Origin of the sequence: Vibrio sp. SCSIO 43086 (genome assembly GCF_051132235.1) — a bacterium.
GTDB classification, from domain to species: domain Bacteria; phylum Pseudomonadota; class Gammaproteobacteria; order Enterobacterales; family Vibrionaceae; genus Vibrio; species Vibrio diabolicus.
This window is the reverse complement of the sequence record NZ_CP072677.1, coordinates 985,686-1,006,263: the sequence shown is the minus strand read 5'-3', so window position 1 is coordinate 1,006,263 and position 20,578 is coordinate 985,686. Positions and strand designations below refer to the sequence as shown.

Annotated in this window: 18 protein-coding genes; 7 read left to right on the top strand and 11 right to left on the bottom strand. The window is 44.7% G+C overall.

Annotated elements, in window-relative coordinates; all coding sequences use genetic code 11:
- Nucleotides 1–61: 61 nt before the first annotated feature.
- The 3 genes from J8Z23_RS04705 to J8Z23_RS04695 all read left to right on the top strand — a co-directional run bounded on the left by J8Z23_RS04705 (nt 62) and on the right by J8Z23_RS04695 (nt 3,289).
- The gene (locus tag J8Z23_RS04705; protein WP_005390543.1) at nt 62–1,276 is read left to right on the top strand and encodes a pyridoxal phosphate-dependent aminotransferase; all 1,215 of its coding nucleotides are present in this window, start codon (nt 62–64) and stop codon (nt 1,274–1,276) included.
- A 90-nt stretch (nt 1,277–1,366) separates the two neighbouring features.
- The gene (yfbR, locus tag J8Z23_RS04700; RefSeq protein ID WP_047009477.1) at nt 1,367–1,951 is read left to right on the top strand and encodes a 5'-deoxynucleotidase; all 585 of its coding nucleotides are present in this window, start codon (nt 1,367–1,369) and stop codon (nt 1,949–1,951) included.
- 15 nt (nt 1,952–1,966) lie between these two features.
- Entirely contained in the window at nt 1,967–3,289 is a 1,323-nt protein-coding gene (locus J8Z23_RS04695; protein ID WP_258586672.1) for an anti-phage deoxyguanosine triphosphatase, read from the top strand.
- A 6-nt stretch (nt 3,290–3,295) separates the two neighbouring features.
- On the opposite strand, the gene J8Z23_RS04690 is transcribed toward J8Z23_RS04695, so the two are convergent.
- The gene (locus J8Z23_RS04690) at nt 3,296–3,910 is read right to left on the bottom strand and encodes a tRNA-uridine aminocarboxypropyltransferase (protein WP_047009479.1); all 615 of its coding nucleotides are present in this window, start codon (nt 3,908–3,910) and stop codon (nt 3,296–3,298) included.
- Between the two features lie 3 nt (nt 3,911–3,913).
- On the opposite strand from J8Z23_RS04690, the gene rrtA reads away from it, so the two are divergent.
- On the top strand, nt 3,914–4,465 hold the full coding sequence (gene rrtA / locus J8Z23_RS04685; protein ID WP_047009480.1) for a rhombosortase: 552 nt from the start codon (nt 3,914–3,916) through the stop codon (nt 4,463–4,465).
- A 98-nt stretch (nt 4,466–4,563) separates the two neighbouring features.
- Here the strand turns inward: rrtA and J8Z23_RS04680 are convergent, their stop codons facing one another.
- The 7 genes from J8Z23_RS04680 to tig all read right to left on the bottom strand — a co-directional run bounded on the left by J8Z23_RS04680 (nt 4,564) and on the right by tig (nt 13,470).
- Nucleotides 4,564–4,848, bottom strand: coding sequence for a ComEA family DNA-binding protein (locus tag J8Z23_RS04680; protein WP_031780151.1), 285 nt, complete (start codon nt 4,846–4,848; stop codon nt 4,564–4,566).
- A gap of 225 nt (nt 4,849–5,073) precedes the next feature.
- Nucleotides 5,074–6,933 (bottom strand): peptidylprolyl isomerase, encoded by a 1,860-nt coding sequence (gene ppiD / locus J8Z23_RS04675; protein ID WP_005390530.1) that lies wholly within the window; start codon nt 6,931–6,933, stop codon nt 5,074–5,076.
- Nucleotides 6,934–7,134: 201 nt separating this feature from the next.
- Nucleotides 7,135–7,407 carry an HU family DNA-binding protein gene (locus J8Z23_RS04670; RefSeq protein WP_005382341.1) on the bottom strand — a complete coding sequence of 91 codons (273 nt, stop codon included), beginning with the start codon at nt 7,405–7,407 and terminating at the stop codon, nt 7,135–7,137.
- Between the two features lie 191 nt (nt 7,408–7,598).
- Complete coding sequence (lon, locus tag J8Z23_RS04665; protein WP_005390529.1) at nt 7,599–9,950, bottom strand: endopeptidase La; 2,352 nt, start codon at nt 9,948–9,950, stop codon at nt 7,599–7,601.
- Nucleotides 9,951–10,079: 129 nt separating this feature from the next.
- Complete coding sequence (gene clpX, locus J8Z23_RS04660; protein WP_005390528.1) at nt 10,080–11,360, bottom strand: ATP-dependent protease ATP-binding subunit ClpX; 1,281 nt, start codon at nt 11,358–11,360, stop codon at nt 10,080–10,082.
- Nucleotides 11,361–11,430: 70 nt separating this feature from the next.
- Entirely contained in the window at nt 11,431–12,057 is a 627-nt protein-coding gene (gene clpP, locus J8Z23_RS04655; protein WP_005382347.1) for an ATP-dependent Clp endopeptidase proteolytic subunit ClpP, read from the bottom strand.
- Between the two features lie 105 nt (nt 12,058–12,162).
- Nucleotides 12,163–13,470, bottom strand: a complete 1,308-nt coding sequence (gene tig, locus J8Z23_RS04650; protein WP_005390526.1) for a trigger factor — start codon at nt 13,468–13,470, stop codon at nt 12,163–12,165.
- A 526-nt stretch (nt 13,471–13,996) separates the two neighbouring features.
- Between tig and J8Z23_RS04645 the strand changes: the two genes are divergently transcribed.
- The 3 genes from J8Z23_RS04645 to J8Z23_RS04635 all read left to right on the top strand — a co-directional run bounded on the left by J8Z23_RS04645 (nt 13,997) and on the right by J8Z23_RS04635 (nt 17,405).
- Complete coding sequence (locus J8Z23_RS04645; protein ID WP_065645431.1) at nt 13,997–15,802, top strand: sensor histidine kinase; 1,806 nt, start codon at nt 13,997–13,999, stop codon at nt 15,800–15,802.
- A 4-nt stretch (nt 15,803–15,806) separates the two neighbouring features.
- A complete protein-coding gene (locus tag J8Z23_RS04640) occupies nt 15,807–17,144 on the top strand; it encodes a sigma-54-dependent transcriptional regulator (protein ID WP_005390512.1) in 1,338 nt (445 codons plus the stop codon).
- Between the two features lie 78 nt (nt 17,145–17,222).
- A complete protein-coding gene (locus J8Z23_RS04635; protein ID WP_041853050.1) occupies nt 17,223–17,405 on the top strand; it encodes a hypothetical protein in 183 nt (60 codons plus the stop codon).
- 42 nt (nt 17,406–17,447) lie between these two features.
- Here the strand turns inward: J8Z23_RS04635 and J8Z23_RS04630 are convergent, their stop codons facing one another.
- The 3 genes from J8Z23_RS04630 to J8Z23_RS04620 form a co-directional block, all read right to left on the bottom strand.
- Nucleotides 17,448–18,809, bottom strand: coding sequence for a TRAP transporter large permease (locus tag J8Z23_RS04630; protein WP_047009484.1), 1,362 nt, complete (start codon nt 18,807–18,809; stop codon nt 17,448–17,450).
- A gap of 3 nt (nt 18,810–18,812) precedes the next feature.
- Entirely contained in the window at nt 18,813–19,487 is a 675-nt protein-coding gene (locus J8Z23_RS04625) for a TRAP transporter small permease (RefSeq protein WP_005390505.1), read from the bottom strand.
- A gap of 70 nt (nt 19,488–19,557) precedes the next feature.
- Complete coding sequence (locus J8Z23_RS04620) at nt 19,558–20,556, bottom strand: TRAP transporter substrate-binding protein (RefSeq protein WP_005390503.1); 999 nt, start codon at nt 20,554–20,556, stop codon at nt 19,558–19,560.
- Between the last annotated feature and the right edge of the window lie 22 nt (nt 20,557–20,578).

The following is a 20,578-nucleotide window of genomic DNA, read 5'->3' as shown; positions in this document are numbered from 1 at the left end:
TAATAAAAAACAAATTATTGTATTTTAATAAAGAAATTAACGAATTTTTAGGAATTATACAATGCAAAATATCGGGATGTCGTCAAAACTCGATAATGTCTGCTACGACATTAGGGGTCCTGTACTCAAACATGCTAAGCGCATGGAGGAAGAAGGGCATAAAATCCTAAAGCTAAACATTGGTAACCCTGCCCCATTTGGTTTTGACGCCCCTGATGAGATTTTAGTCGACGTGATTCGTAATCTGCCGACTTCTCAAGGCTATTGTGATTCCAAAGGCATTTACTCTGCTCGTAAAGCCGTGGTCCAACACTATCAACGTAAAGGTATCCGCTCGCTAGATGTCGAAGATGTGTATGTGGGTAACGGCGTGTCTGAGCTGATCGTGATGGCCATGCAAGCGCTGTTAAATAATGGCGACGAAATGCTGATCCCAGCACCTGATTATCCGTTGTGGACAGCTTCAGTTGCACTATCAGGCGGTAAGCCGGTTCATTACCTATGTGATGAAGGTGCAGACTGGTACCCAGATCTTGAAGACATCAAAAAGAAAATCACACCAAAGACACGTGGCATTGTTCTGATCAACCCGAACAATCCGACAGGTGCGGTATATAGCCGTGATTTCCTACTTGAAGTGATTGAAATCGCGCGCCAGCACAAACTGATCATTTTCGCAGATGAGATCTACGACAAAGTGTTGTACGACGGTGCAACACATACCTCAGTCGCAACACTCACTGAAGACGTGCTCGTCATGACATTCAATGGCCTTTCAAAAGCCTACCGTGTTTGCGGTTTCCGTGGTGGCTGGATGTTCCTAACGGGGCCTAAACATCTAGCTCAAGGGTACGTGAATGGCTTGGAGTTGCTTTCATCGATGCGTTTATGTGCAAACGTACCAATGCAACATGCGATTCAAACTGCGCTAGGTGGATACCAGAGTATCAATGAACTGATTTTACCTGGCGGACGCTTATTAGAGCAGCGCAATAGAGCGTATGAACTGATCAATCAGATTCCTGGTGTTTCTTGTGTCAAACCTAAGGGTGCGATGTACCTCTTCCCGAAAATCGACACAAAAATGTACAACATCAAGAACGATCAGCAGATGGTTTTAGATTTCTTAAAACAAGAGAAGGTCTTACTGGTGCAAGGTTCCGGTTTCAACTGGCCAAAACCAGACCATTTCCGCATCGTGACACTGCCACACGTTGAAGATCTAGAAATCGCCATTGGACGTTTTGAGCGATTCCTATCAACCTACAGCCAGTAATGAATCACTGGTAGTAATTAGTGCTGATCTCTCATATGCTTAGAGGAACTCCTAGTGAGTTCCTTTTTTACACCAGAAACGGAGAAAGCCATGAAAGAAAGCCATTTTTTCGCTCACCTGGCTCGAATGAAGCTGATCCAACGCTGGCCTTTAATGCGGTCCGTCTCACCAGAAAACGTTTCAGAGCATAGCTTACAAGTTGCTTTTGTCGCTCATGCCCTTGCCCTCATTAAAAACAAAAAGTTCGGCGGCAACCTGAACCCAGAACGCATCGCGATTCTTGCCATGTACCATGACTCCAGCGAAGTATTAACGGGTGACCTTCCAACCCCAGTGAAGTATTACAACCCTGAAATTGCCAAAGAATATAAGAAGATAGAATCGGCAGCGGAACAAAAATTACTCTCAATGTTACCGGAAGAGTTCCAAGATGATTTTGCCCCCTACCTTCTTTCCCACTCTGCACACGAAGAGGACGCAAAAATCGTCAAGCAAGCCGACTCCATCTGTGCCTATTTAAAATGTCTCGAAGAACTAAGCGCAGGCAATCATGAGTTCGCTCTGGCAAAAAAACGCTTAGACATCACTTTGCAAGAACGTAGAACGCCTGAAATGGATTACTTCCTCAATACCTTTGCCCCAAGTTTCGAATTATCGTTAGATGAAATCAGTTAGCTTACGGAGATAATCGTGTCGTTTGAATTACACCCGCAATGGCAAGAGCGCCATGATGATGAGCATAAAATACGTCGTGACGACCATCGAAGCCCGTACCAAAGAGACCGAGCGCGCATTCTTCACTCGGCTGCATTTCGACGCTTACAAGCAAAAACCCAAGTACACGGCAATAGCTTGGAAGACTTTCACCGCAGTCGGTTAACACACTCCTTAGAAGCGTCGCAACTCGGGACCGGTATCGTCGCCCAGTTAAAGAAAAAACAACCAGAGTTCCGTGATCTATTACCATCAGACAGCTTAATTGATTCATTATGTTTGGCGCACGACATCGGGCATCCTCCATACGGTCATGGGGGAGAAGTCGCTCTAAACTACGTAATGCGCGAACATGGCGGCTTCGAGGGGAACGCCCAAACCTTTCGTATAGTCACTAAGTTAGAGCCTTATACCGAGCATTTCGGAATGAATTTATCACGCCGCACACTGCTTGGTTTGATTAAGTACCCTGCCCTCATTAGTCAAACACGCTCCGTCAAGTTGCCTCAACCAGCCGAGCACCAACGTAAACTAAAAGCAAAAGATTGGAGCCCAGCTAAGGGTATTTATGATTGTGACAAAGACTTATTTGATTGGGTAATTGCACCGCTTTCTGACAACGACAAGGCATTGCTTAGCCTAATGCGCTCAAAACCAGAATCGGAGTTTGAGCACAGTAAAACGCGTTTTAAATCACTCGATTGCTCAATCATGGAGCTAGCGGACGATATCGCCTACGGCGTTCATGATTTAGAAGATGCAATCGTGCTTGGTATGGTGACACGTCAGCAATGGCAAGAAGGCGCAGCAAGTCAATTAGCGGACTGTGGCGACCCGTGGTTTGAAGCACATATCGATTCCATCGGACAGATGCTATTTAGTGGTAAGCATCATGAACGGAAAGATGCCATCGGTGGTATGGTTAACGCGCTACTGACCAGCATTTCAATCAAAGCGGTGGATGAGCCGTTTAATAACCCGTTACTGTCTTGGAATGCGTGTTTAGAACCACAGATGGCACGTGCACTTGACGTACTCAAGCACTTTGTCAGCACCTTCGTTATCCAAGTCCCGCAGGTCCAGATCGTTGAGTATAAGGGTCAGCAAATTATTATGGATATTTTTGAAGCGTTAACAGCAGACCCAGAGCGATTACTACCCGTTCATACAAAAGATCTGTGGTGTCAGGCAAAGAGCGAGAGCAATAAGATGAGGGTCATCGCCGATTATATTTCTGCAATGACCGATGGTCACGCGCAAAAGCTACACCGTCAGCTATTCTCTTCCATCGTTCTTTAGTCACACTCAACCTTTCAAGTAATTCTTTTCAAATACGCCCGGCGGCATCTGGGCGATTTGGAATTCGATCATCTTTTCAAAGGCATGCATAAGCGGTGTAAAGTCTCTCTCGGGTTCAAGCAAACGAAGCGAATGATAACCCGCCTCGACTGTCGATAAGCTATTCTCAGAGGGCGCCTTACGAATGGTGTAATGCCCTTGCAATTGCTTCGGTAATTGCACGGTTGGGAGTGGATGTAAATTGCTAGAAAGCTGCCACATTTTGTACGCTTTTTTCCACGTCCCATCGAGCAAAACCAAACGTATTTTCTTAGATACACTACGGCTCACTTGATTGATTTCAGAGATGCATCGTGACTGTTCCGATGGGTAAAGAACAAAATGTTGATATGATTCATCCGCCAACAAGTGATTTAAGACATCATCACCAGAAAAGTCCTCTCCTATCAGACAAATACAGTTATCTAAACTCAAATTGAGAATCCGTGCCGTACCAAGCGGACGATGTTCTTCACTCGTGTGCTGAAGAATGATAAGTTCTACCTCGCTTGCCAACGGTACAATCCATTGGCAAATACACGCTTTTTGCGATTTTCCACAACGAGAACAATAACGAGACATAGAGTGAACCTTTATACCTTGCTGAGTATTATCAGCGTGATCTGTTTGATACTTCAATTCGAACCAATGGCAAGCCTAACCGAGTGGCACAGCTACAATATACGCCATGGCGAATGGTGGCGAATCGTAACAGGAAATCTCACACATACCAACTTTGCGCACTTAGGGATGAACCTGGCAGGATTGTGGATCATTACTTTTATTTTTCGTCCAAGCACTCGCAACTTCCTTATCGTTTTCTCACTCTTGTGTGCATTTGTTGGCGCAATGAATTTGTTTACCAATATGTCGGTGTACGTGGGATTATCTGGCGTACTACACGGTCTATTTGGATTCTGGGCACTCAGAGAAGTCTTTGAAAGCAGAAGAAGCAGCCTGTTGTTGGTCGGAGGGCTTATTGCCAAAGTAGCATGGGAGCAGATCTATGGTCCATCCAGCAGCACTGCTGCGCTTATCGGCGCAAACGTTGCTATTGATGCTCATTTATTTGGTGCCTTCGGTGGGTTAACAATGGCTCTAATGGAAAAAGGTTTTCGCCGTCGTTTATTCGGATAAAAAATCCCGAACCACGAAAGAGGGGTTGGTTCGGGAAAGCAGTAATAGGGAAACAGATATTGTTCTGAATTCAGACTCAATATCTGAAATACATCAAGCTACAGTAAAATGCGGTCTTCGTTTTTCTTAACTGTCGCTTCACCAATGCCTTTTACGCTCTTCAAATCTGCTGCCGTTTTAAAAGGGCCATGCTCCTCGCGGTAGTCCACGATACTCTGCGCTTTCTTCTCACCAATACCTTTCAACATGGTCGCTATTTCTTCAGCAGAGGCCGTGTTGATATTTACGGTAATTTCAATTCCTTCATATTTGTCAGTGGCTGAATCCGCAGCCATGCTAAAAGGCGCAAAAACAAATAAGCACAATGTCAAAATCCATTTCATATTGAACATACAATCTCCAAAATAGTAGGCTAAAACCAGTCACCAGTAGCAAGTCACTATCCAGTTAACAAACCTAGATGACCCGATATTCGCAATGACTGGTATCACTTAAACGCGCACTAATTTAAGTAATGCTTATTGATGATTGAAGTTAATAAAGACAAAAATAAAACGGACCGCTTATGCGGTCCGTTTTAGTTAACATGCAAATTACACTAATTGTGCTTAGTTGCTCACAATAAAGTACTCAATGTCAGTGTTTGCGCGCAGTACAGCTAGCACAGATGATAGGTCTTGCTGAGAAGATGCACGCTGCATTTGCATCGCAACTTGCTCTTCTAACTCACTATCTAGCTCAGCATTTACAGCATCAAGCTCGATGATAACAATGTTACCTTCAAGATCTTTAGACTGACCATATACTGGCTTACCATCGACTGGTTTTGCCATCGCGAATACCGTTGTTGCCAACGGAGAACGGCGATCTACTGTCTCTTGTTCACCAAATGCAAGGTTGTTTTCAGTAAGCACATCTGTCTTACCTTCTTTCAATGCAGCAACAACCTGTGTACCAAGTTCCATCGCATCTTGCTCACCCTTAACGCGAGATAGCTCTGCAATAACCTGATCTTTCACTTCTTCTAGTGGAAGAACCGTCTCATCACGTGCGTCTTCAACACGAACAACAATAATATGTTCAGGTGCAACTTCGATAGCTTCAGAGTTTAAGCCATCTTCTTTTACTTCTGGGCTAAGGATAGCTTGCATTACCGCAGGGTTACGAAGCACTTCAGGTGCGTCAACTTGAGAAATAAAGTCCGTTGTCTTCACTTCTTGGTTAACCGCTTGAGAAGCGTCATACAATGAGTCTGGGTATTCAAACGCTACGCGCTCAAGCTCGCTTTGTAGCTCGTAGAATTGATCAACTGCTTGTTGGTCAACCATTTCTTGTTTGATTTCAGCGGCAACTTCTTCAAATGGCTTCGCCACAGAGTCTTTTAGCTCTTCAAGCTTGATAATATGGTAACCAAAGTCCGACTTTACTAGACCCGACGTATCGCCTGGATTCTTCAACGCGAATGCCGCTTCTTCAAAAGCAGGGTCCATCACATCACGCTCAATCCAACCTAAGTCACCACCGTTTTCAGCACTGCCAAAATCGTCAGATTTCTCTTGAGCAAGCGTCGCAAAATCTGCTCCCGCATTTAGCTCATCTAAGATAGCCTGCGCTTTTGCTTCATCGTCCCCTTCTACAAGAATATGAGCGACACGGCGCTGCTCTTCTGAAGAGTATTTGTTTAAGTGCTCATCGTAGTACTTTTTCACCTCAGCATCAGAAACATTAACTTGTTCCTTTAGCGCTTCAGCAGACAGTTCGATATAAGCGACTTTAACCTGCTCTGGGCGAGTAAAGTTGTCAGGGTTTGCTTTGTAGTACTGTTGAATTTCTTCGTCAGTCAATTCAATGTTTTTCGCAAACTCTGCTAAGTCGATTTTAATCGTGCGAATATCACGAGTTTGAGTGAACAGCTTACCTTCTGCCTGTACTTCACCTGGCAGAATAAATTCACTGTTTTGTAGTGCATTCAGCAGTTGTTCACGAACCAATTCACGACGCATGTACTCAGCAAAAGAATCTGGCGAAAAGCCTGCACGACGCAGAGAAGCTTGATAGATCTCTTGATCGAACTGACCATTAGATTGGAATTGAGGCATGTCTAGAATCATGCTGCGAACTTGGGTGTCGCTGATTCGCAGACCTAAAGCTTCTGCTTGTTGGTCAAGCAACACGTCATTGATCATTCGATCTAAAACGGATTTGCGGAAAGATTCAACATATGCAGGGTCAGCCAGCATTTGAGAGAAGTAGTCACCCAACTGAGCTTGCATACGGTTACGCTCATTTTGGTATGCCATCTCGAACTCACCACGAGGAATCTCAGTGTTACCGACTTTCGCTGCAGAGTTGTTGTTACCACTAACGATGTAGCTACCCACACCTGCAAATACGAAAGACAGGATGATAAGCCCAAGGATAATTTTGACCGCGATGCTATTCACGCCTTCGCGTAGTCGATCCATCATAATTTAACTGCTCTCCACAATTGAAGCCTACTGCTTCTATCTAATAGAAATAATGGCGCAATAATATCAGAAAAAGAAATGCGCATCAGTATGATGCGCATAATTTAAGAAAGTTCGGCTCGAAGTTTGTAAATTTTTGTTCGAAACTTATTGTTTGAGCAAAAGTTAAGCAAATGGCCGGTTACAGAATTAACGCTGTGATTAGTTACAAGCGTCTTTCAGTGCTTTACCAGCTTTAAAAGCTGGTACTTTTGCTTCTGCGATTTGGATTTCTTCACCAGTTTTTGGGTTACGACCAGTACGTGCAGCACGAGTACGAACGCTGAATGTACCAAAGCCAACTAGAGCAACTTGATCACCAGACTGAAGAGTGCCGCTTACTGCTTCGATGAATGCATCTAGAGCACGACCCGCTGACGCTTTAGAAATGTCTGCATTTTCTGCGATTTGTTCTACTAACTGAGTTTTATTCACTGTAATTTCCCCTTTGTGTCATCTGTGATTATTTTTGTGATGACTTTCGTTCCATTGTTAAGAAAATATGCTCCATCCCTTATTCGTCAAGGGCTGGCAGCTATCGAAACTAACTTAGCGCCCAAAAAAAACGCTGACAAGCCTTTTTAGACTTATCAGCGTAAACTTTTACTTATTTTTGCTGCACATCACTATTTTTGAGACTCAAACTCAACGCCCGTCGGGTCTCGCTCTAGTGCGACTTTCAGTACTTCATCAATCCACTGTACAGGGATGACTTCCAGATCAGCGATAACATTATCAGGAATCTCTTCCAAATCACGCTCGTTGTCTTTTGGAATTAGCACAGTCTTAATGCCGCCACGGTGTGCCGCAAGTAACTTCTCTTTTAGGCCACCGATAGGTAGGACTTCACCACGCAGTGTTATTTCACCCGTCATCGCTACCTCTGCTTTCACAGGGTTACCTGTCAGAGCAGAAACCAAGGCAGTACACATTGCAGTACCCGCACTTGGGCCATCTTTTGGCGTCGCGCCTTCCGGTACGTGCACGTGAATATCTTTCTTCTCGTAGAAGTCAGTATTGATACCCAGTTTTTCTGCACGAGAGCGAACTACTGTCATTGCGGCTTGGATAGACTCTTGCATCACGTCACCAAGAGAACCCGTTTGCGTCAGCTTACCTTTACCTGGCATGGATTGAGTTTCAATCGTTAGCAGGTCGCCACCCACTTCTGTCCAAGCTAGACCTGTCACTTGACCAATTCGGTTACTTTCATCCGCTTTACCGTAATCGAAACGTTGAACACCCAAGTACTCTTTTAGGTTGTCCATCGTTACCGTGACTGACTTGATGTCTTTATCCAGCAAGATGTTCTTCACGGCTTTACGGCAGATCTTAGAGATCTCACGTTCTAAGTTACGGACACCCGCTTCACGAGTGTAATAACGGATGATGCCAATAATCGCAGAGTCTTCAATGATGATCTCATCCGGTTTTAGACCATTGCGCTTCACCTGCTTATCAACAAGGTGACGTTTTGCAATGTTCAGCTTCTCGTCTTCGGTGTAACCAGATAAACGAATAACTTCCATACGATCTAACAATGGACCTGGAATGTTCATCGAGTTCGAGGTTGCAACGAACATAACGTCAGAAAGGTCGTAATCCACTTCTAAGTAGTGATCGTTGAACGAGTTATTCTGTTCAGGATCAAGTACTTCTAGTAGCGCTGATGCCGGATCGCCGCGCATATCTGAAGACATTTTGTCGATTTCGTCCAATAAGAACAATGGGTTCTTCACGCCAACTTTCGACATCTTCTGGATTAATTTACCTGGCAATGAGCCAATGTAAGTACGGCGGTGACCGCGAATTTCTGCTTCATCACGTACACCACCCAGCGCCATACGAACGTACTTACGACCTGTAGCAGAAGCAATTGAACGACCAAGAGACGTTTTACCCACACCTGGAGGACCAACAAGACAAAGGATTGGACCTTTTAACTTATTGATTCGGTTTTGAACCGCCAAGTATTCAAGAATACGCTCTTTTACGCGCTCTAGACCGTAGTGGTCTTCATTAAGAATCTCTTCTGCTTTCGCTAAATTTTTCTTAACTTTTGAGCGTTTAGCCCAAGGCACGCTGACCATCCAATCGATGTAGCTACGAACCACTGTTGCTTCGGCAGACATTGGAGACATCATCTTAAGCTTTTGCAGCTCTTGCTCAGTCTTTTCACGTGCCTCTTGAGGCATTTTTGATTCGTCAATCTTCTTCTGCAGCGTTTCGAACTCGTCTGGTGCGTCTTCCATCTCACCAAGTTCTTTCTGAATCGCTTTCATTTGCTCATTCAGATAGTACTCACGCTGAGATTTTTCCATTTGCTTTTTAACGCGACCACGAATGCGTTTTTCAACTTGCAGCAAATCGATCTCTGATTCCATCTGGCCCATTAGGAATTCCAGACGCTCAGTGACATCAACAATTTCAAGTACTTGCTGCTTATCCACCAGCTTCAACGGCATATGAGCTGCAATGGTATCCGCTAAGCGAGCCGCTTCGTCGATACCGTTGAGTGAGGTGAGAACTTCTGGTGGAATCTTCTTGTTTAGCTTAATAAAGCCTTCAAACTGATTGATCGCACTGCGAACAATCACTTCTTGCTCACGCTCATCCAATTCTGGCGTAACCACAAATTCCGCTTCCGCTAGGAAGAAGTCACTCTCTTTAAAGTGATTGATTTTCGCACGTTGCTGGCCTTCAACCAGTACTTTTACTGTGCCATCCGGAAGCTTCAGTAGCTGGAGAATGGTGGCTACCGTACCTACTTCAAATAGGTCGTCAACCGTAGGCTCATCAGTATCAGCTTGCTTTTGTGCCACAAGAAGAACTTGTTTGTTGGTTTCCATCGCCGTTTCTAAACAGCTAATCGATTTCTCACGACCAACAAACAATGGAATAACCATGTGCGGGTAGACCACTACGTCACGTAGAGGTAGTACCGGGATCTCGATACGCTCGGAACGTTCCAAGTTCATATAATTCTCTCTTCCGCTTTCACGTTTACGTATTACTTATCGATTTATATGGGGGCTAATTGTTTGGATTCAATAAGAGAAATAAAAAAAGGAGGTAATTACTTACCTCCTTTTTCATTACGGCTGAATTTATTCTGCTCCTGCGGCCTGATTGTCTGAGTTGCTATAAATAAGCAATGGCTCTGACTCACCATTGATGACGGACTCATCAATCACGACCTTACTTACGTCTGTCGCAGATGGCAGTTCGTACATGGTTTCCAGTAATACGCCTTCAAGGATCGAGCGTAAACCACGAGCACCTGTCTTACGCTCCATTGCTTTCTTAGCGATAGCGCGCAGCGCATCTTCTCGGAACTCAAGTTCGGCGTTTTCAAGCTCAAACAATGCTGCGTATTGCTTGGTTAATGCGTTCTTCGGTTCACATAGGATCTGAATCAACGCTTCTTCATCAAGCTCAGTCAGTGTTGTTGTCACAGGAAGACGACCAATGAATTCTGGAATGAGTCCGTACTTCACTAAATCCTCAGGCTCAACCTGAGTAAATAGCTCACCCACGGTCTTCGATTCGTTTTTAGAACGAACTTCAGCACCGAAGCCAATACCTGTACCTGTTGCAACACGCTGCTCAATCACCTTATCTAGGCCAGCAAATGCACCACCACAGATGAACAGGATCTTCGACGTGTCCACTTGTAGGAATTCTTGCTGAGGGTGCTTACGACCACCTTGAGGTGGAACCGAAGCAACCGTACCTTCGATAAGTTTTAGTAGCGCCTGCTGAACACCTTCACCAGATACGTCACGCGTAATAGATGGGTTTTCAGCTTTGCGTGAAATTTTATCAATTTCATCAATGTAAACGATGCCGCGTTCAGCTTTAGCTACATCGTAATCACATTTTTGCAGAAGCTTTTGGATGATGTTTTCAACGTCTTCACCCACATAACCGGCCTCGGTTAGTGTGGTTGCGTCTGCCATTGTAAATGGCACATCCAAGAATCGAGCTAATGTCTCAGCAAGCAGTGTTTTACCGCTACCTGTTGGGCCAATTAGAAGGATGTTACTTTTACCAAGCTCCACACCTTCACTCGTTGTATCACCATTGCGTAAACGCTTGTAGTGGTTATATACCGCAACTGCGAGCACTTTTTTCGCGTAATCTTGCCCGATCACATAGTCATCAAGGTGTTCACGGATCTGTTTTGGCGTTGGTAACGCTTCAGATTCTTTCTTAGGGAGAACATCCTTGATTTCTTCGCGAATAATATCGTTACATAAGTCGACACACTCGTCGCAAATGTACACTGACGGACCTGCGATTAGCTTGCGAACTTCGTGCTGACTTTTGCCGCAGAAAGAACAGTACAGCAATTTACCGCTGCCACTTTCTTTGCTTTTATCTGTCATTCGCTAACCTCTTAGCCTTTACTCTTCATGAATGAGTGTATATCAATTTTTGCCAAAATGCGCTGGCTAATTACTCGCCGCGGTGGCTTAACACTGCATCCACGATACCGTATTCCACAGCCTGCTCTGATGACATGAAGTTATCACGATCAGTATCGCGCTCAATGACTTCAAGAGGTTGGCCAGTATGTTCTGCTAACAACTTGTTTAGCTTCTGCTTAATGGTCAGGATTTCCTGAGCATGGATTTGGATATCAGAAGCTTGACCCTGGAAACCACCCAATGGTTGGTGGATCATTACACGAGAGTTAGGCAGTACGTAACGCTTACCTGGCGCACCACCCGCTAACAGGAAGGCACCCATTGAACATGCTTGACCCATACATACAGTGCTAACATTTGGCTTAATAAACTGCATGGTATCGTAGATAGACATACCAGCTGTTACGCTGCCGCCTGGCGAGTTGATGTATAGGAAAATATCTTTATCTGGATTTTCAGATTCTAGGAAAAGTAGCTGAGCCACGACAAGGTTTGCCATGTGGTCTTCCACTTGACCCGTTAAAAAAATCACGCGCTCTTTCAGCAGACGTGAGTAGATGTCGTAAGAGCGTTCGCCGCGGGAAGTTTGTTCAACCACCATTGGTACTAGCGCGTCCATAATTGGCGACATTGCATTTTTTTCTTGGTAGCTCATATTCTTATGTCCCTAAAATAAATGGCCCGGATGATGACTATCATACGGACCATTGTTAGCAGAATAGTTAACGTTAAGTCAACCTTCTACGCAAGATATTGCTTATTAAGCAGCAGGTTGTTGTTGGTTAAGTAGCTCGTTGAAGCCTACTTCTTTCTCAGAAACCTGTGCTTTAGCGATGATCGCGTCGATTGCTTGCTCTTCTAGAGCTACATTGCGCATGTTGTTCATCATTTCTTCGTTTTGCTCGTAGTAAGCAATAACTTCTGATGGATCTTCGTATGCAGTAGCCATTTCTTCAATTAGAGCTTTAACTTTCTCGTCGTCCGCTTTTAGCTCTTCAGACTTGATTACTTCACCTAGTAGAAGACCAACTACTACGCGACGTTTAGCTTGTTCTTCGAACAGTTCACGTGGAAGCTGAGCAGCAGCTTCTGGGTTACCACCGAAGCGTTGTGCAGCTTGTTGACGTAGAACTTGGATTTCTTGTTCGATAAGCGCTGATGGTACGTTGATGTCGTTTTGCTCAACTAGACCGTCAATCGCTTGCTCTTTGATGCGGTTCTTAACAGCTTGCTTAAGCTCGCGTTCCATGTTTTTACGAACTTCAGCTTTAAGTGCTTCAACACCGCCTTCAACAACACCGAACTTAGCAACGAACTCGTCGTTTAGTTCTGGTAGTTCACGAGCTTCAACTTTGTTCACTTTGATTGCGAACTTAGCTGCTTTACCTTTTAGGTTTTCAGCGTGGTAATCTTCTGGGAAAGTCACGTCGATGTCGAATTCCATACCTGCAGTTTTACCTGCGATACCGTCTTCGAAACCAGGAATCATGCGACCAGCGCCCATTTCTAGAGGGAAGTTCTCAGCTTTACCGCCTTCGAATTCTTCACCGTCGATAGAACCAACGAAGTCAATGCTTACGCGTTTGCCATCTTCTGCTGCTTCTTCAACTTCAACCCAAGTAGCTTGTTGCTTACGTAGAGTATCGATCATCTCTTCTACGTCTGCGTCTTTAACTTCAGTTAGCGGTTTTTCAACAGTGATGTTTTCTAGGCCTTTAAGCTCAACTTCTGGGTAAACTTCAAAAGTTGCAGTGAAAACTAGGTCTGAACCTTCTTTGTTTTCTACAGGAGCGAAAGTTGGAGCGCCAGCTGGGTTGATTTTCTCTTTAACGATAGCTTCGATGAAGTGGCGTTGCATAACTTCACCAAGAACGTCTTGACGTACTGCTTTGCCGTACATCTTAGCAACCATTTTTAGAGGCACTTTACCCTTACGGAAACCATCGAAACGACGGTTTTTAGCGATGTTGCGTAGTTCAGCTGTTACAGCGTCTTCGATGTTTGCAGCTGGAACAGTAATGTTTAGACGGCGCTCTAGGCCCTCTAGCGTTTCAACAGTAACTTGCATTATATATAAACCTCTAAAGTGGCTCGGTTTTCCGAGCGTATGAGCGAAACTCAGCGGAGCTTACGCTTCATCCTTGTGTAGTGTTCTGTCCGAACACCTAATTTAAATCGAGTATCGATACTGTTTGTCAGTACCGGACTAATCAGTGATATCTTCGATAAAATTACCAAAGGTATCTCCTATTAGCCTCAGGACAGAATTTTTAGACGCGACATTCTAGCGATCTGTCGCAACCCTGTCGAGCCAATAGCCACTATGTGGACATTGTCTGCGCTAAATTCTCGAATGCTGACCCATTTTTTCTTCAAAAATGCGATTCAAACACCTTCTAAGTATCGTCAGCATATCTAGAATGGGGACAATAGCGACTTTTTCAAGAGAATCGACCGGTTTTTTTATCGAAAAGCCTAAAAAGAGATCTTGCTCTTGTTTTACTCCACAGAGTTGAAAACTAAATCCCTAATCCTCCCTACAAACTATTAACATTTTCTTACGTGACCAAAGGAAAGGTTTAAGGAGTGTAAGGATGTCGCAAAAAAACCGGATTCTGCTGACTTTTTTTGCCTTCTATTTCCTTTGCGCAATCATAGGTGGTCATTGGGTTTGGCAGACTAGTTATCAATCATTGCTTGATAAACACCAGTCCCAACTTGAGCAATTTTCTAGTCATATTAAAAACAAACTCGATAAATACGCCCATATCCCTAATCTTCTGGCTAAAGATGACCCTCTCCATCAAGCGTTACTGCATCCAAATAACAGTGCCCAACTGGAACTCACCAATCGGTATTTAGAATCCGTTAATGACGTGATTGAAGCGGCAGATACCTATTTAATCGATCAATGGGGTACGACGGTCGCGGCCAGCAACTGGCGTAAAGAGCGATCTTTTATTGGACGAAATTTTGCGTTCCGCCCTTATTTCAAACAAGCAATCGTTGGGGAACGAAGCCAATACTACGCGCTGGGTTCGACTTCGGGTAAGCGTGGCTACTACTATTCTTATCCGATCATATACGCGGGCGGCGTCCTTGGTGTGGTCGTGGTTAAGATGGACTTGAGTAAGATAGAAGACAACTGGCAGCAGCCAAATAGTGTGTTCGTCGCGAGCGATCCGCACGGGATTGTTTTCATGAGCAGCCGAAGCGATTGGCTACTCAAAAGCTTACAACCACTGACTGAGAATGAAAGAAAACAAGTTTGGGCAAGCCGACAATACCTTGATGAGCCAATTGAAACTCTAGGACTGGTGGGCAATGTGGAGGAAACGCATTCTGAGCTAAAACAAGGTTACCCATATAACAAAGGGACCTTAGTGGTCTCTTCGTTGCCCCTACCAGAGCTCAAGCTGACCATCCGTGTACTATCTCCCAAGCAGTCTATCGTCTGGCTCACTATGGGTTACATTTTTGTACTTACTCTTGCATTCACAGTGTTGTTTTTAATTGGCCAGCTCATCTATCACCGTCAACAACGCCACTTACAACTTGAGAGAATTCAGCAAGAGGCCAATCAAAAACTTGAATATCAAGTCATGGCTCGCACCGCAGAATTGCAAGCAGAAATCGCCCAGAGAATTGAAACCGAACAAACACTTCGCCTAACGCAAGACGAACTCGTTCAAGCTGCGAAACTAGCAGTATTGGGGCAAATGTCAGCCAGTATCAGTCATGAACTGAATAATCCACTTGCGGCCATTCGCAGCTTTGCTGAAAACGGCAAGCTGTTCCTCCAAAAAGAAAAATATGAGCGAGTGGAAGATAATCTAACTCGCATCTCAGCCCTCACTGATCGTATGGCAAACATCAGTCAGCAGCTTCGTTCTTTCGCTAAAAAAACCAGTGGAAACGAGCTGGCTCAATCTCGTTTGTTTCCAGTAATTGCCTCAGTCAAAGAGCTGATGAAACCCGCACTTAAATCTGCACGTGTCACGCTAGAAACGCAGGTACCAGAGCACGATGTTGAAGTTCAGATCAATATCATTCAACTTGAACAAGTGTTGGTTAATTTACTGACCAATGCGATAGAGGCTCTCAAAGAGCAACAAGACAAACAAGTACAGTTATCCATAGAGCAAGACGAACATGCCGGTTTGGTTTGGATTCATGTAGATGACAATGGTCCTGGGCTTGGAGATTTCTCACTTTCGGACTTATGTGAGCCTTTCCTAACTACCAAACAAAATGGGTTAGGTTTAGGACTCTCTATCTCGCAACAAATCTTAGCCAGTATGAACGGAAGATTATGTGCCCAAAATCGAGAACAAGGCGGAGCTCGATTTTCATTGTGTTTACCTATCGCTCCTAACAACACAGAACAATCAAAAGGATGAGATCATGTGTCAGGTGTTTTTTATTGATGATGAAGCCGATCTTAGACTGGCAATAGAACAAACGTTTGAATTGGCAGATATCGATGCCACATTCTTTCCAGACGCTGAATCTGCCTTACTCGCCATTAAGCAGGGAGCCGAGCCAGGTGTGGTGATTACCGATATTTGCTTACCCGGTATTTCAGGGATGGATTTACTGAATACCCTTGTGCGCAAAGACACCCATCTTCCCGTGATTATGATTACTGGTCATGGCGATATCTCAATGGCGGTTAATGCGTTACACCAAGGAGCGTATGATTTTATCGAAAAGCCATTCCCACCTGAGCACCTAGTTGAAACCGTCAAGCGCGCCATTGAGAAGCGCCAATTAACGGTTGAAAACGAGAAGTTACGCCTGTCTCTCAAGGCAAGTAAAACGCTCGGACCTCGTGTTATCGGAGAAACGTCTAGCATTCAAATGTTACGCGAAACCATTGCTCACATCGCCGATACTGATGCAGATATCTTATTGTTTGGCGAAACTGGTACAGGTAAAGAGTTAATCGCCCGTTCTTTGCATGAGCAAAGCTCTCGACGGAACCAAAACTTTGTCGCAGTAAATTGTGGTGCAGTACCAGAGAATTTGATTGAGAGCGAACTCTACGGGCATGAAAAAGGCGCATTTACTGGCGCAGAAAGCCGCCGTATCGGTAAGTTTGAATTTGCTCAAGGCGGTACACTTTTCTTGGATGAAATCGAGTCAATGCCAATCCAAGCCCAAATCCGTTTACTGAGAGTACTGCAAGAGCGTGTGATTGAGCGTGTCGGCTCGAATGAACTCTTGCCCTTAGATATTCGAGTGATTGCCGCCACCAAAGTCGATTTGAAACGCGCTGCTGAAGAGGGAACCTTTCGCCAAGATCTTTACTATCGACTGAATGTGGTTACCTTAGATCTCCCGCCACTGCGTGAACGGAAAGAAGACATCCCTGCCCTCTTCCATCATTTCCTATTGGTAGCGGCTTCACGTTACGGTAAAAGCTCTCCTAGCTTGTCATCCCACGACCTCGCCCAACTGATGAACCATGACTGGCCAGGCAATGTTCGCGAGCTAAGAAATGCAGCAGAGCGTTTCGTGCTATTGGGTAAATTAATTCAGTTAGGAGAATCGACTCCGGTTGCCAAGCCTTCTTCAAGTCTTGCAGAACAAGTAGCAGAGTTCGAGAGAGCAGCCATTGAAGGTGCACTACTGGAAAATAACGGCAGTATTAAACAGACAATGGCACAATTGAATGTGCCTCGAAAAACTCTGTATGACAAAATGCAACGCTATCAAATAGATAAAGAACTCTATAAATAAAACGATTCTCAAGGATTGGTATTATATCCAACTTGAATCATAATTTTTAATAATTGATTCATCATGGTTGTTACGGATATGAACGAGAAAGTGAGAATACCGATCATTACAGATACCGTGATGGTAGACGGGCAATATCAAGAAGAGAGGCGTTCAGGCGAGGAGCGGCGCAAGAATAAAAAGAAGTGGCGAAGCTACGAGCGGCGAGTCCACCCAGACCCTCGTAGGCCTAGCTACAAACCCATAGACGAAGAGGTGTGAATCATCACACCTCTTTTGCTTTTCTTCAAATATCTGGTGCCATTATTTAGTGATGATTTCTGGCCCCATCAAGGTGGTTGGTAACCAAGTCGACACCCATGGCACGTACGTTACAATAATGAGGAATAGGAACATCACCGCCACCCATGGCAGTGCGGCTTTTACTACATTCATCATCGACATTTTGGCGACACCTGCAGTAACAAACAAGTTAAGCCCAACAGGTGGTGTTATCATACCTATCTCCATATTCACCACCATCATAATACCTAAGTGAATTGGGTCGATCCCCAGTGCTATCGCAATCGGGAACACCAGTGGTGCAACAATGATCAATAAGCCTGATGGTTCCATAAACTGACCACCAATCAACAGCAATACGTTCACCACAATCAAGAAGGTGATTGGTCCTAGACCAGCTGACATCATCGACTCTGTGATCATTTGCGGGATGCGTTCTTCCGTGAGAACGTGCTTCAAAATTAACGCATTGGCAATAATGAAAAGCAGCATTATGGTGAGTTTACCCGCTTCATACAGCGTGTGTTTGGTGTCTTTATGAACGAAGGTTTGGAAGATTTTAACGAGCGCAGGTTTAGTGTTTTTCTTGTCTGCAAATGGCCCCATGTCTTTGTATACAAAGTTGGCAATAAAGAACGAGTACACAGCAGCAACTGCAGCGGCTTCTGTTGGGGTGAAAATACCGCCATAAATACCACCGAGAATGATCACCACCAGCAACAAGCCCCAGCTTGCATCCTTAGCTGCATCAAACGTCTCTTTCCAACCGACAAATGGTTGTTTTGGCAGGTTCTTAATACGGGCAGCAATATAGATCGCTATCATCAACATGACACCCGCTAGCAAACCGGGAATCACACCACCGAGAAACATGCGTCCAACTGACACATCGGTCGCGGCAGCGTAAACCACCATAACGATAGATGGCGGAATCAAAATCCCTAGGGTACCTGCGTTACAAATTACGCCGGCCGCAAACTCTTTTGAGTAACCGTTTTTGATCATACCTGCGATAACGATACTACCTATGGCAACAACCGTTGCTGGAGATGAACCTGACAGCGCGGCAAACATCATACACGCGACAACCGAAGCCATCGCTAAACCACCACGGAACCAGCCTACAATCGCAATCGCGAAACGAATGATCCGTTTCGCTACACCACCTGTCGACATAAAGCTTGAAGCTAAAATGAAGAATGGAATTGCTAATAGAGTGTAGTGTCCAGCAAATGCATTAAACAACGTTTGAGCAACAGACGCCAAAGACGCATCCGAATGAATCAAAAGGAAAAGAATACTGGAAAGACCCAGAGAAACTGCGATTGGCACGCCGACGAGCATGAAGCCAATCACCATCAAAAATAGAAATAAGATATCCATGGCTTATTGCTCCTTGCTCTTAGAATTGTCTGAGGCCTTTGGAGCCATAAGATCACCGGCATCACTCATCTCTTCTTGAAGCGCCTCTAGCTCTTCTTCCGCTTCATGCCCTGCAATCAGTCGGTCGAGCTTTCCGGTAGCAATTTGCCATGTTGCCTGAGCAAATCTCAGCGTTAGCAACGCCATACCAAGCGGTAAAGCGAAATAAGGAATAAAACGTGGCAGCTTTTCGTAACGCTCTCCCTCGTTTAACCAATCCGCCATAAACTGAAGCATTTCCGGCATTGGAATATCATCCGTTTCATACCACGCTCGGTCTGTGGCGAACGGATACCAGTAGTTCCAAGAGCCAATTAAAAGCAAAATAGAGAAGGCTAAACAGCATATTGCAGCGAATAACGCCAAGGCTTTTCGTTTGCCCTCTGGCACTATGTTGATAATCACATCAACACCAATATGAAAGTGTTTTTTCACACCGTAAGAAGCGCCGACCAACACCATCCATGCGAACATAAAGACGGTGAGCTCAAGCGCCCAAAGAATATTGTCGTTAAAGACATAACGAAAGATGACATTGGCAAAGGTTAACAAGGTCATGGCACCTAAGAAGAAAGCAATCAAAGTCTCTTCAATGGCATCGGTGATTCGTCCAGCCTTGGCAAAAAAAGTCTGTTCCATAATTACATCACGTCGTCTGTAGGGGAAAAGAGCCCCCTCTAATCGAGAGGGCTAAGCGTGCTAGGCGTTATTATTTTTGGTTAGAAGCCAAAGCGGCTTCAATTAGGTCAGAACCAATGTCTTTTTCAAACTTCTTCCATACTGGCTGAAGTGCAGTGACCCATTCTTGGCGCTGCTCTGGCGTTAACGTACGAACTACACCACCAGCTTCGATGATGTTGTTTTTGTTCGCCAGGTTCACTTTGGTCGACTCAGCATTACGCTGCGCTGTCACCTCTTGGATGATTGTGTTTAGCTGCTCGCGCTGATCGTCTGGTAAGTTTTTCCAGAAGTCGTTTGACGTCACCACTAGGTAATCCAGAATCCCGTGGTTCGTTTCCGTAATGCCATCTTGAACTTCGAAGAACTTTTTGCCGTAGATGTTTGACCAAGTATTTTCTTGACCATCAATAACCTTAGTTTGCAGGCCACCGTACACTTCTTTGAATGACATTTTTTGCGGGTTTGCGCCTAGCTGTTCAAACTGAGCAACGAGAACGTCCGAAGCTTGAACACGGAACTTAAGCCCTTCAGCATCGGCTGGAGAAATGAGCGGCTTGTTGGCTGACATTTGCTTCATGCCATTATGCCAAAACGCAATACCTTGTAGACCACGTCGTTTCATTGAGTTTTTCAGCTTTTCACCGGCTTCAGAGTTTTGGAAGCGGTCAACAGCGTCGACATCGTCGAACAAGAAAGGCAGATCGAAAAGGCGGTACTTTTTGGTGAATTTCTCAAACTTAGAAAGAGAAGGTGCAGCGAGTTGAACATCACCATTTAGTAGTGCTTCCAACACCTTATCATCATCGTAAAGCGTTGAGTTCGGAAACACCTGCATACAGACTTTACCGTTCATCTCTTCGTTAACGCGTTTTTCAAGTAACGAAGCCGCAATACCTTTTGGGTGTTTGTCCGCGTTCGTTACATGGCTGAACTTGATGACCGTTTCACCTGGGTCACAATTCGCGGCAGCGTTAAAGCTCGTTACAGCAAGCGCAGAGACAGATAGTAGAGTTAGAGGCTTAAACATTATTATTCTCCTTGTTGAATCA